The organism is Vibrio splendidus, assembly GCF_001557875.1.
GTDB lineage: Bacteria > Pseudomonadota > Gammaproteobacteria > Enterobacterales > Vibrionaceae > Vibrio > Vibrio splendidus_F.
In genome coordinates this window covers 732,421-745,137 of record NZ_LNRF01000001.1, presented here as the reverse complement: position 1 = coordinate 745,137, position 12,717 = coordinate 732,421, and the positions used below count along the sequence as shown (strand labels likewise).

Annotated in this window: 13 protein-coding genes; 7 read left to right on the top strand and 6 right to left on the bottom strand. The window is 43.1% G+C overall.

What is annotated here, in order from left to right; translation table 11 throughout:
• Window positions 1-65: 65 nt before the first annotated feature.
• Both ATB74_RS03215 and ATB74_RS03210 read left to right on the top strand, forming a co-directional pair.
• A complete protein-coding gene (locus ATB74_RS03215) occupies window positions 66-956 on the top strand; it encodes a DMT family transporter (protein ID WP_061016493.1) in 891 nt (296 codons plus the stop codon).
• Window positions 957-1,024: 68 nt separating this feature from the next.
• Window positions 1,025-1,642 carry a glutaredoxin domain-containing protein gene (locus tag ATB74_RS03210; protein WP_061016491.1) on the top strand — a complete coding sequence of 206 codons (618 nt, stop codon included), beginning with the start codon at window positions 1,025-1,027 and terminating at the stop codon, window positions 1,640-1,642.
• 158 nt (window positions 1,643-1,800) lie between these two features.
• Here the strand turns inward: ATB74_RS03210 and ATB74_RS24460 are convergent, their stop codons facing one another.
• From ATB74_RS24460 to ATB74_RS03200, 3 genes are all read right to left on the bottom strand, one after another.
• Window positions 1,801-1,935: a hypothetical protein gene (locus ATB74_RS24460; RefSeq protein ID WP_279626256.1), complete on the bottom strand. Its 135-nt coding sequence runs from the start codon at window positions 1,933-1,935 to the stop codon at window positions 1,801-1,803.
• Window positions 1,936-2,224: 289 nt separating this feature from the next.
• Window positions 2,225-2,575: a hypothetical protein gene (locus ATB74_RS03205; protein WP_017057980.1), complete on the bottom strand. Its 351-nt coding sequence runs from the start codon at window positions 2,573-2,575 to the stop codon at window positions 2,225-2,227.
• A gap of 98 nt (window positions 2,576-2,673) precedes the next feature.
• Window positions 2,674-3,879, bottom strand: a complete 1,206-nt coding sequence (locus ATB74_RS03200; RefSeq protein WP_061016489.1) for a multidrug effflux MFS transporter — start codon at window positions 3,877-3,879, stop codon at window positions 2,674-2,676.
• A 108-nt stretch (window positions 3,880-3,987) separates the two neighbouring features.
• Between ATB74_RS03200 and ATB74_RS03195 the strand changes: the two genes are divergently transcribed.
• Both ATB74_RS03195 and ATB74_RS03190 read left to right on the top strand, forming a co-directional pair.
• Window positions 3,988-4,884: a LysR family transcriptional regulator gene (locus tag ATB74_RS03195; protein ID WP_061016487.1), complete on the top strand. Its 897-nt coding sequence runs from the start codon at window positions 3,988-3,990 to the stop codon at window positions 4,882-4,884.
• A 161-nt stretch (window positions 4,885-5,045) separates the two neighbouring features.
• The gene (locus tag ATB74_RS03190; RefSeq protein WP_061016485.1) at window positions 5,046-6,890 is read left to right on the top strand and encodes a putative bifunctional diguanylate cyclase/phosphodiesterase; all 1,845 of its coding nucleotides are present in this window, start codon (window positions 5,046-5,048) and stop codon (window positions 6,888-6,890) included.
• Between the two features lie 133 nt (window positions 6,891-7,023).
• On the opposite strand, the gene ATB74_RS03185 is transcribed toward ATB74_RS03190, so the two are convergent.
• From ATB74_RS03185 to ATB74_RS03175, 3 genes are all read right to left on the bottom strand, one after another.
• Entirely contained in the window at window positions 7,024-8,316 is a 1,293-nt protein-coding gene (locus tag ATB74_RS03185) for a peptidoglycan DD-metalloendopeptidase family protein (protein ID WP_061016484.1), read from the bottom strand.
• Window positions 8,317-8,592: 276 nt separating this feature from the next.
• Entirely contained in the window at window positions 8,593-8,892 is a 300-nt protein-coding gene (locus ATB74_RS03180; RefSeq protein ID WP_061016482.1) for an isoamylase early set domain-containing protein, read from the bottom strand.
• Between the two features lie 124 nt (window positions 8,893-9,016).
• Complete coding sequence (locus ATB74_RS03175) at window positions 9,017-9,670, bottom strand: hypothetical protein (protein WP_061016480.1); 654 nt, start codon at window positions 9,668-9,670, stop codon at window positions 9,017-9,019.
• A gap of 32 nt (window positions 9,671-9,702) precedes the next feature.
• On the opposite strand from ATB74_RS03175, the gene ATB74_RS03170 reads away from it, so the two are divergent.
• From ATB74_RS03170 to ATB74_RS03160, 3 genes are all read left to right on the top strand, one after another.
• Window positions 9,703-10,185 (top strand): GFA family protein, encoded by a 483-nt coding sequence (locus ATB74_RS03170; protein ID WP_179946886.1) that lies wholly within the window; start codon window positions 9,703-9,705, stop codon window positions 10,183-10,185.
• A gap of 150 nt (window positions 10,186-10,335) precedes the next feature.
• Window positions 10,336-11,010: a YoaK family protein gene (locus ATB74_RS03165; RefSeq protein WP_061016477.1), complete on the top strand. Its 675-nt coding sequence runs from the start codon at window positions 10,336-10,338 to the stop codon at window positions 11,008-11,010.
• A gap of 229 nt (window positions 11,011-11,239) precedes the next feature.
• Window positions 11,240-12,610 (top strand): YjiH family protein, encoded by a 1,371-nt coding sequence (locus ATB74_RS03160; protein WP_060980523.1) that lies wholly within the window; start codon window positions 11,240-11,242, stop codon window positions 12,608-12,610.
• Window positions 12,611-12,717 lie beyond the last annotated feature (107 nt).

Sequence of the window (12,717 nt, the reverse complement as noted above, 5' to 3'; positions counted from 1 at the left end):
TTTTTCTGGTTAAGTCTTGCTAAATCCGTATCATAGGCGGACCACATCAAATAATTAGAAGCATCATGTCACAACACCATCCGATCCAAGGCGCTAGCTGGATGCTAACCGCAGGCCTAGCCTTTGCCATTATTAATAGCCTAACCCAAATCGCTAGCATTCACTTCGGACTGACTTCTACTACCGTTGCCGTCATTCAATACGCTATCGCGTTGTTCGCGATTCTTCCTTATCTGAAAACGCTGGGGATTCGCCGCGCGCTAAAAACCGACAACCTAAAATTGCACGTATTTCGTGTCTTCTTGTCTGTTATTGGTATTCAACTTTGGATATGGGCACTGGCTTACCCAGTACCTATTTGGCAAGGCATTGCCCTTCTTATGACATCGCCACTATTCGCTACCATAGGTTCAGGGTTGTTTCTCAAAGAGAAAGTTGTGGCAGCTCGTTGGGGAGCGACCTTAGCAGGCTTCGCTGGTGCGATGGTTATTCTCGAGCCATGGGCTGAAGACTTTAACTGGGCAACACTGTTACCAGTTGGCGCCGCTTTCTTTTGGGCATGCTACTCATTGATGGTGAAAAAGCTCTCTTCACAAGACAGCCCTTCAACCATGGTGGTCTACCTTTTACTATTGATAACGCCATTTAATATCCTACTTGCCGCGCCTGATTGGCAGACTCCAAGCGGCGGTACTATTTGGGGAATATTGGTTGTTATTGGTGTAATGACAGCACTCGCTCAGTGGGCAATTGTAAAAGCTTATTCCGTCGCTGATGCTTCATTTGTTCAACCGTTTGACCATGCGAAATTGCCGCTAAATGTTTTAGCTGGTTGGATTGTGTTTAGTTGGGTTCCGCCGGGGCGTTTATGGCTAGGGGCTGCTATTATTATTGCGTCAGTAGCGTTTATTACCCATTGGGAAACCAAAAAACCGTCGAAAATAAAGAAAGCTTAGAGTTGATGAAATAAATAGTTCGGCTGTCCGTTCTATATGGATAAGAGAATTCAAACGAGGCCGTAACCATGAAGAAACCAGTCAAGATTACACTATACCGTTGGGCAGGCAGCTGGGGTCCATTTAAAGTTAATATTCCATGTGGGGAATGTACCCTTACCAAAGACATTCTGAAGGATACTTTCGAGAATGAGTTGGCCGGTGTTGATGTCGAACTGGAAGTGAAAGATTGGTTATCTCACTGGTGGGAACCTTTAAAGCTAGGCTCTTGGCATGCTCCGATCCTTGTTGTTGAAGGTAAAGTAGTAAGCCAAGGCGAAGCACTAAATCGTGGTGTTCTGATTCAATCGGTCATTAAAGAATGGACCAAAAGAGATACCCTAAAAGGCAATATTGTTTATGGTAAAGCGACCTGCCCATTCTGCGTTAAGGCGAAGAAAATGCTTGATGAAGCGGGTGTTGAATACCAATACCATGATGTCGTAAAAGACAGCGCAGCTTTGTATCGCATGATTCCAGAAGTAAAAGCGCACATTGGTGAGAAAACACCAGTAACTGTCCCTCAGATCTGGCTCGATGGTAAATACATCGGTGGAGCAGACAACTTAGATGCATGGATGAAAGAGAATGGTTTAGATAGCATCCCAAATAATGTTGTCGATCTGTCCAACCAATCGGCAGGCTAAACTCACACAGAGCTATAAATCCAATCGTGAATTAATCAGAGTTTTTTGTGTCCATCCACAACAAAACAGGGCGATGAACTTCATCAATCGCTAAAACGACAAAGGCCTTAAACATCATAGATGTTTAAGGCCTTTTAAAATTCCGTTTTTGAAAATGCTTATTTAGCCATTTTCTTCATCATTCGCTTAAGGAATGATGTTTTTTTTGGCTTTGGCTTGCCATACAATGCTTCGTGCATCATGTTTTTTGCTGCCATTTGACCAAGGTATGCGTGGCCTAGTTCGTAATTCATGCTTATCTCCGCACATAATCAACTTTCTTTAGCGCGGATTTTACACTTAAAACGCCCAAAAACAAGATCTAAATCACACTTCAATGCAATGCAATGCAAGCTATTAAATTGCAATAAACCTAATTTTGCCTCTGTGCTAATCAGCATTGAATATGCATATCAATGAGTTAACCTGAATTCTGGTTTGAACTTAATGCTCCATTGCTAATATCAGTCCAAGACATTGATTTAGACGCTTATAAAAAAAGCAGCTCAGAGAGCTGCTTTCTAAAATACTTTACTGAGAACCCTAGCTGCGCTTTGGCTGTCTGTAAGTTTTACCAGCAATTTGGTATGTGTCTTTTTGCTTCAATTCAAACATTGTTTCAAAGAACCAAGCTGCAAATTTGATTAAGTCATCGCCTTCATTCATGACATGTTCGATGTACTCTTGCTCTTCGCCTTGTTCATTTTCTTGAAGCGTCACGTGGTAAATACGCTTTTCGCCTTCCACTTCAGCTAGTGCAAATTGACCAGTCAGTGATGCAGCAGCCTCAGCGACTTCTGTATCCTCATTGGATTTCAATAGCTCAAGCGCTTGAGGCAGGCCATCTAGTGCGCAGATAGCTTTTACCAGTACTTCAAATTCATTTTGCTGCATGTTTATTACCTATTAAATGGACGCAGGTATTGTAGAAAACCATCCATACAAATACAACGTATTAACGACGGTGGGCTAAACAATAACGAGCTAGTTTTTTAGCTGTATTCAACCTCGGTTACTGTAGCTTTCTTATTCATTCTCTTTGAAGACCAAAGTACTGTGCCCATACAAGCACCAATAATTAGATAAAACACACCTAACTGTAGGTGAGTCGTCACCCAACTTTCCACTAAGTAGCCTCCTAACAAGCCCGCCAAACACATCTGAATTGAGCCTGACAACGCCGATACTGCGCCCGCTTGCTTCTTATGAGGCTCTAATAACATACTGATTGATAGTGGGAACGAGATGCCTTGTGCTATCGCCAACCAAGTAAACGCCCAAACTAGGTTAAAGATGGATAATTCATGAGTAAGAAGCCAAGTTCCCGACGCCAAGATAATCAAAATAGCTAGGCTCATCAGCTGGGACGTACTAAACCTACGGTTGAGCAAGTTTAAAGCGACGCTACCTATCAGTAAGCCTGCCGAAGGGACAATCATCAATGAGCCATATTCGGCGGCGGTCAGCCCCAGTTGCTCTTGCATTAAGAATGGAAACAACGACAACGAAACCAAACTCGCCATATAGCTCATCCAGTTGTAACTGGCACTGGTTAACACTTGGCGATTGGTCAACAAGCGTCCGTAGTTCTTCACCACTTGGCAGGCATCAAAGCGACTCTTTCCGTATGGCAACGTTTCATGAAGAACAAAGTAACCTAGCGTAAATATCGCCAATAAGTACATCAGAACAAACAGGAACACCGCTTGCCAACCGAGGTGAAATGAAATCCAACCACCAAATACAGGCGCAATGATTGGCATGATCGAAGCGGTGATCGAGATATAAGACAACGCTTTGGTCAGTTGAGGGCCATCATAACTGTCGCGGAGTACGCTGCGCCCAAGCACCGAGGCACTACCAGCCCCTAAGCCTTGTAACAAGCGGCCGACTTCTAGTGCTGTTATGTTGTCAGAAAAGACAACACAAACAACAGTACCAATCAAATAAACACCCTGACCTAACAAGAAGATAGGTCTTCTTCCCACCGCATCAGACATCGGCCCGTAAAATAGCTGAGATAAGCCAAAGCCTACTAAAAATAGCGTGACAAGAAGCTGTACATCAACTTGAGTGACACTTAAGTCAGCAGCAATGAGCGGCAGTGATGGCAAGTAGATGCTTACACCCACTTGTCCCGTCGCAATGATCATCATCGCTAACAGTAATGGCGTTTTTTTAAAGGTCGATTGGTTCAAAAAATTCCCTATTCGTTTGATATTTGTTCATGATATAAGTCTATATTCAAAACCAGTAATTGATAATTAACCAAATTGGAATTTAATTAAGTCCCAATAGGAAATAATATGGATTGGATTCTCAACGTAAAAAGCTATGTTAGAGTGGTTGAAGAAGGCAGTTTCAATGGCGCTGCGCGTAAACTCAACACCACCAGCTCAGCGATCAGTAAAAGAGTAAACTGGCTTGAAGAACGCATTGGCACTCAACTGTTAAAGCGCACTACTCGCTCAATCAGCCAAACCGAAGCGGGCGCACTATTTTACCAAAGAGCCAAAGATCAACTCGATAACTGGCAGTCAATCATTGATGAAACTCGCTCAGTTAACCAAACTCCCGCAGGCCTATTAAAGATTGGAGCAACCATCGCAGTTGGCTCTAAATTTCTCGTGCAACACATGGACGATTTCCTAGAAAAATATCCAGATATTAAGGTACAGCTCATCACCACTACGTCTGGTCAACTGCCTGAACTTGGCTTAGATCTCGTGATCAGCCGTGAACTGGAGCAGCTCAACTCGTTAAGCTTCAAGAAAACACCGCTGTTTGAACACAAGGCCAGTTTCTATGCTGCGCCGAGTTATCTAGCCAAACATGGTTACCCCACAAGCGAGCAGGACTTAGAACAACACAACTCCTTGATCTGGGGAGAGCGTCCAACCCGTGAAGTCACGCTAACCAAAGGGCAACGCATCACTTTAAACGGCAACTTTGCTACCACGAATCCAGAAGCTTTGTTTCATGCTGCGAAGCGAGGAATGGGAGTGTTGTTAACCATCAAAGCGATGATCAAAGAAGATCTTAAACAAGGGACGTTAGTTCCAGTATTGCCAAATATAACCGCCGACGAAGTGATGGTTTACGCGTATTACCCTAAGCTTGATTACTCACATACGCGAACCAAGTTATTTCTGGATCATTTAAAAGAGAGGCTAGACAAAGAGCGCAGCACTCAGGCTCTGTGAAATAAGTCACATTTTAATTTGAAAAGTTATACAATACGAACAATAATAAACTAGACGCATATGGGTAATATAACTTAAGACTGCGTAGTGCCAAAATCGTATAGACAAGATCATACACATACAGCTTACACAGTGAATCTGGTTAACTAAGGATGGTGACTATGACTCAACATACGCATAACAGCATGATAGACACAGAGCGCATTGGTCGTTTACTGAAATTGGAAGGTGTCGACCTTTTAGAGTCAGCCGTACTTACTTTACATCAAACCTTTGGTACTCAGTACACCAGTATCATTGAGAAGAAGCACTTCCCAGATCAAATCGTTCCTTTGGTGATCGCCCACTCTGACCATGTACTGCATGATAAAATCAATGCACGTCATGGGCAGATCTACCAACAAGCAGTCAATCAAAGACACCCGGATTGCTCGTTTGCTCAGCATGTCGTCCAGTCATTGCCAACATCGGCATTTAGGCAGGAAATCACCTCACAAAACTCCATCGCGATCCCTACTCGTACTCAAAGTGGTGAAGTGATGGGGGTGTTGTTCTCAACGTTCACCTCGCCTCTAAGTCCAGTTCAACAACAAGACGTGATAAAACACCACCAATTGTTCGCTGACATCATCATCCACACCTTGCGTGAAATGTGGTTCAACGACCGTTCTGAACAACTGGTTAATCAACTCAGTTACGAAGTATCACACGACAGCTTAACGGGGGTACTAAACCGAAGCTGCTTGTCTGATACCTTGGAATCGATCACTCAACAGAGCGTCACTCCATTCTCGCTCGCCCTGCTCGACATCAATAGCTTCAAAGCCATCAATGACATGCACGGCAATTATATTGGCGATAAGGTACTTCAATTTGTCGCAGAAACATTGCGTAGAACCTTACCCGAAAGCAATCTGACTTTCCGGACTGCTGGCAATGAGTTTGCTTTCATTACCTATCATTCAGACCCAATAGCAGTTTGCGAGCAAATCCTAGCCAAGATAAAGCAAGGTTACAGTAATGTTGATATTAAAATCGATTTCGACGTTAGTATCGGCATTGCCCGTTCAGATGGGGATGACAAGGACGTAGAACAGATCATCTTCAACACTAGCTTGGCACTTAAAGAGTGTAAACACAGCCAAGATACCCACATTCAATGTTACGACACTCACTTGAGGGTCCGTTATCAAAGGAAAACCGAGTTAATCACCGCCTTACGAAGTGAGCTTGAGAGTCCTATTGCAGACAGTTATGTACCCAATGGTAATGGCATGTACGTAGTTGTGCAGCCGATCGTGGGTCAAGCTGATACTCGATGGGAATATTTCGAAGTACTCACTCGCTGGAAAACGAACAAACATGGTGATATATCGCCTGTGGAATTCATTCAAGTGGCAGAAGAATCAGGGCTGATTGTAGAACTGGGAGAACGCATCATCGAGTTGGTGTGCCGTGCAAAAACAACATTAGAACAAGGCTTAGGCTATAAAGTTAAACTTGGAATAAACTGTTCCGCTCATGAACTTACCGACTCTAAGCGTTACATTTCCTACCTCACTCGTACCATTGAACAATATCACTTTAAAGCAAACGAGTTTGTTATTGAGCTAACTGAAACGGTGCTGCTTTCACCAACTCAAGAGATAAAATCAGCGCTAAACTTCCTTAGAGGACAAGGCTTCACGATTGCACTCGACGACTTCGGTACGGGCTACTCCAGTTTGAACTACATCCACAGTTACCCTATCGATTGCATTAAAATTGATGCCACCTTTATTCGTAACTTACTAACAAGCTCAACATCCGAGAGCGTTGTCTGGTTGATTGTTCAACTTGCTCATAGGCTCGATGTGTCATTAGTCGCGGAAGGGGTCGAGAAGCTTGAGCAATTAGAAAAACTGCACGCAATGGGGTGTGACAAAATTCAAGGCTATCTCTACTCACCACCGATGCGACCTGAGGCTATCGTCAGCTATGTTACTCATTCGGAGCCTTTAGCTTAAACAGCTATCCTTATATTGAGCTAGGATCAAAAAAACCGCGAGAACATGACTCAACTCGGAGTGATGCTCTCGCGGTTTTAATTAGCGGCTTGATGAATAACAGCCTTATTCAAGGTTATCTCAAAGAGTCTAACTAGCTGTTATTAGATTGGGCTTCTAAAGCGACTTTTAACAGCTTATCAGCTTCATCTCTTGCTGCTACAAACGTCGCTTTCTCCTTTTTAGGCACAGAATCTGCCATAGGGATATTTGCTGTCATTGCATTCACAGGACGACCGCGCTCAATTAGCTCGTAGTGCAAGTGTGCGCCCGTCACTCGGCCAGTTTTACCTGATAAGCCAATGCGCTGACCACGAGATACCGTTTGTCCTTTACGCACGAGGATCTTGCTCAAATGTAGGTAGCGTGTTTTATAAGTACTACCGTGCTGAATAACCACGTAATTACCGGCGTATGGGTGCTTACGAGTCATAATCACTTTGCCATCACCCGTCGCTTGAACTGGGGTGCCAATCGGCGTCGCGAAATCTGTACCATTGTGCGGTGAGACTCGCCCGGTCACGGGGTGTAAGCGCTTAGGATTAAATTGAGAACTTTGACGCCAACCACTGCTCACAGGGTAACGTTGGAAAGCACGCTGCAAGCTATCGCCATTGGCATCGTAATATTGCCCATCAGTATGTAAATACGCAGACACAACACGATTACGATTCATGATCTTAATCGCTTCAATTTCACGTTTTCCGGTTGCAACACCATCAACAAATTGAGCCTTTTGAAGCACTTCAAACTGATCACCAGCACGCAAATCACGGCTAAAATTCAGCTTATCTTTCAACAGAGTAACAATATGATCAATCTCAAGACTATTCAGGCCAACCTTGTTAGCTGACATCGAGAAACTGCCTTGAATATCACCCACTAAAGGCTTTTGCTTCCATTCACCCGGAATAGAAATATCTTCGAATTCGTAGCTACCGTCATCAAGCAGTCGATAAACCACTTTATCTGCGACGCTAAATTGAAGTTCCATTTTGGAAAGTTCACCCGTCGCTTCATCACGCCAGAAACGTAATGTATTGCCCGGACGAAGCGTATCTAACGCAAGAAAGTTCAAATCGGTTTCCATCACGCTCATCATCGATTTATAAGAAAATCCAAGTTGAGTGAAAATGCTACTCAAGTTATCGCCCGTTTGAATTTGATACTCAAATGTCGGTGGCTCAATAACGGTAACAGAAGAAGGTGACAGAATTGACTCAATAACGGTTGAGTCTGGTAAATCAAGATCGATCGTTTTCGTCAGATCCGATTGTGAAGATTGCAGAGCAACACCAATCGCTGCAATAAGTGGCAGCCCTAAAATAGCTACTTTTTTTACAGGTGAAAGCTCAGCAAACGGAGAGGGAAATATTTTTGAATACACGGTAAACAGGTCTTTCTACGATATAAAGGCATAGGATATGCTTTTCAAACGCATAAATCATCAATGCATTGTCATAATATGATATGAATCTGCTCAATTTAGGCTAAGTCATTGAGTTGCCATAGATGAAGAAGCAATTAAACGAGAAATAAAATTAACCGCTAAATTTGAAAATAAAAAAGCAGAAACGGCTAGTATCTGCTTTTGATTGATTTACGTTATTCCGTTTCGATTAATTAATAGACGAAGCGAATTAGTTGATAATTTAGGCCAAAGTTAAGCGTTAACCGTCGATACCAAGCAGTTGTCTTCACCAAACTCGTTAGGGATGTAACGATCAGCATTTGCATCGTTAACCCATTGTTGGTTATCAACTAGGTAGCGAAATTGAAACTCGCCATCTTTAGGTAAGCGAGTTTTAAACTTGTAAACCTTCCCTTTCGCCAGTTTTTTCATTGGCGTGGCTTTCCAATCAAGAAAGTCAGCAACGATGGATACTGAGTTCGCTTCTTGAGCTTCTAGCTCGAAGGTCACTTCAACTTCATCTTTCGTTTTAAAAAAACGTTTATTAATCATTCGCAAGCTCCATTTGTAAAAGTAAGCAGACACAAAGCAAAGTGTGTCTAAATTTCATTCATCTACCTAAGATAATATGTAATTTGGCTCACATAAACAACAGATCCTTACACTAACAAAAACGTTATTGCTTACCAATTGATTGCGTATCAAAAGAAAAGCTCATTAACACCTTTTCAGAAGGGGATTCTGCAAATGATTGTTCCGAAGAATGCTGAGTAAAGCCGATAAAACCTTCCCCAGTGAGTTTATTCTGTGATCGCGAATCTGGCTGCTGAGCGACCTCCAATGTTTGAATCTGTATACGATCACCCAGTAAAAGTTGGTCGACTAACACCACGCGGCTTCGTTGCTGGTCATGTTTAAACAGGCCAAGATAATAAAACACACCGCTGCCTTGGTTAGATATCCACATCGGCGCGACAAAGAAACTCGCCTTACCCAGCGTGACAGCTGAAAGGTTATTGGTATCTACCGTTACCACACCGCGCTCAACACCTGAGTCATAGCGTCCAAACGCGATAGCTCTAGGCTCATCGACTTCATTGATAAAAGCGTACGCGTTGGTCTCAGGTACTTTAATTGTCCATGGGTTAGTCGTCTTCAAATCAAAAACGGTTTCTACGACTGGTTCATAACTCAATTGAGAAGAAGGGAACTTCGCCAAGATCTCTTCGTCACTTAAGCTAAAGCGATAAATCCCCGCCAGTATGACTACAACTAACATGATAATAGGAATCAGTAAAATCAGAGGAATAGGTAAGATTTTCTTTTTCATGAGCAATTATATTCTTTTGTTTTCATCCAGTTGTGCAGACCATAAAGGGCTTTAGTATAATTATCAATACAGGGTTAACCAGAAGTGGAGCATGGATGGATATCAGTCATATTAAAGATAGAAATATCAGAAGTTGCGAATGCCGCTGTGGATCAGTCAACCTAGTATGCAGAGGTGAACCTCAACGAACCTCTGTATGCCATTGCTATGAGTGTCAGAAACGCACCGGAAGTGTATTCGGTGTTCAGGCTAGATTCCCAATAGAGCAAGTCACCCTAAGCGGAGAAGTGACCTCTTTCTCACGCATCAGCGACACGGGTAATGAAGTCACCTATCAGTTTTGCCCTAAATGTGGCACCACCATGCTCTTACAATCTGTTGCTGCTGCCGATTTTTATATTGTCCCGCTCGGATTATTTAAAGAGCAAGACTTTCCGCTACCAAGCTTTTCAGTCTACGAAGAACGGAAACATGGTTGGGTCAAATTCGACCATCAAATGAGTCACTACAACTAGCTTGTTACTGACCTTTATCTTTATAAAGCAACAGCATTAAAACAAACTGCAATACTGTTGCCTAAGATCAAATATCAATGCCCCACAACGCTAGCGTATCTTTTCGCTAGCGTTATAATCTGCTCCTCTTTTTAACCCAGGGTGAACAACATGATTTCTAAGCTACCTCGCTGGGTTGAATACGGCGCCTTACTGTTAGCAGGCCTTGCTGGCAGTGTTAATGCAATCGGCTTACTCGGTTTCCAACACCAAGCAATCTCCCACATATCGGGCACTATGTCTTTACTAGGCAGTAGTCTGCTCACACCAACTTCGGCTTCTATTCATCTCCTGCTGGTAATCATGAGCTTTATGTTAGGTGCAGCTTTCAGTGGGTTCTTTATTGAAAACCAAGCCCTGAAGCTAGGCCGCCGTTACGGTGTTGCTTTATGTATAGAGGGTGGATTACTGTTCTTGGCGCTGTGGGCACTGTTACAAGGCTACACTTCAGGCCAGTATTTCGCTTCAGCCGCGTGTGGTTTGCAGAATGCGATGATCACCACTTACAGCGGTGCAATCATTCGAACAACACACATGAGCGGGATCATTACCGATCTTGGGATCATGATTGGCGCACGCTTAAAGGGAATGCCCTTTGACCGCCGAAAAGCCAAGCTGCTGATGTTCATTGTGGTTGGCTTTCTGTTTGGTGGTTTAAGCGGCGCATGCCTGTTTCAGCGCTTTGAAATTTTAGCGTTGGCTTTCCCTGCCTCTTTCGCCTTCATTATTGCATTTAGCTACTGGGTCTACCTGACCTATCGAACTGAAACTACAATCAATTTATAAATACCTGGCAATATATCCTCAAACTACGTAACATCCGCAACACTTTATTCTAAACTCTTAATGAGTTGCAGAACAACCAGTGTGAATAGTTAGCGATATTTGATGAATAGTATTGCAAGCGCTATCAATACTGGGTAATCTTGCAGCCAGTGAGAAAATACGGATGTTTAGAGAATAAAAACGCCAAGGATGTGGCTTTTTTACATGTAGAAATACGAGAACAATTAACATGTCTAACAACACGAATACTGCTCAACCAGAGAAATCTAAAGGCAGTTTCTGGGTTTTCTTAATCCCATCTCTGATTGGTTTGTTCCTTTTCATGGCTCCAATCAGCTACCAAGGTGATCTAACGATCCCTGTCGCTATTCTAGCCAAATCAATTCAAGCGGTTTTCGGTGAGTCTCTAGTTGCTATTATTACGGCAATCGTTGCCTTCATGTCTGTAGCTTCCATTTTAAGTACCATTTTCAAGCCTGCATTCATTACATCGAATTCATTTCTAAACGGCCTTTTCAACCCATCTCCATTGTGGCTGCTGGTTCGTTTAATTGGTGGTGCTGCTGCATTCATGGCTTTCTTCCAAGTCGGCCCTGAGTTTATCTGGGAAGAAAACACCGGTGGTTTAGTTCTAGAAGGTCTGCTTCCGACTCTATTTTCAGTGTTTATTTTTGCTGGCTTACTACTGCCACTGCTGCTTAACTTCGGTTTGTTAGAACTATTCGGTACCCTGCTAAGCAAAGTAATGCGTCCAATCTTCAATCTACCTGGTCGTAGTGCTATCGACTGTATGGCTTCTTGGTTAGGTGACGGCAGTGTCGGTATCCTGCTGACAAGCAAACAATACGAGAAGAAATTCTACACTCAGCGTGAAGCTGCGGTTGTTGGTACGACGTTCTCTGCAGTATCTATCACATTCAGCCTTGTGGTTATTGCTCAAGTAGAGCTAGAGCACCTATTCCTACCTTTCTACGCAGCAATCTGTTTAGCGGGTATTGTGGCCGCGGTAATCATTCCTCGCCTTCCACCACTAAGCATGAAGAAAGATACCTTCATTGATGGCAGCAAGCCACACAAAGACGCTGATGCAATCCCGGCAGGTCACTCGACATTCTCTTGGGGTCTTGAGCTAGCGGTAAATAAAGCATCACAAGTTAAGTCAGCTAAATCTGTATTTGGCGAAGGCGTTCGTAACGCAGTTGATATGGTATTTGGTGTTCTGCCTGTGGTTATGGGTTTGGGTACAATGGCACTGGTTATTGCAGAATACACCTCTGTGTTCTCATTCCTAGGCCAGCCTTTCATTCCATTCCTTGAGCTACTTGGTGTACCTGAAGCGGTTGCAGCATCTGAGACAATTGTTGTTGGTTTTGCGGATATGTTCATCCCAGCAATCCTTGCAGCTTCTATCGACAACGAGATGACTCGCTTTGTTATTGCTGCAATGTCAGTCACTCAATTGATCTACATGTCTGAAGTGGGCGCTCTACTTCTAGGCAGTAAGATTCCAGTGAACATCTTAGAACTGTTTATTATCTTTATTCTGCGTACTCTAATTACGCTTCCAGTTATCGCTGGTGTAGCGCATCTAATATTCTAAATTAGATAGTACTTATATAATTCAGTAAAGATTCAGTTTATAAAGCCTCACTTTTGTGGGGCTTTTTTGTACGGAATATATTCACACATCAATTTCAAAGCCCTGAA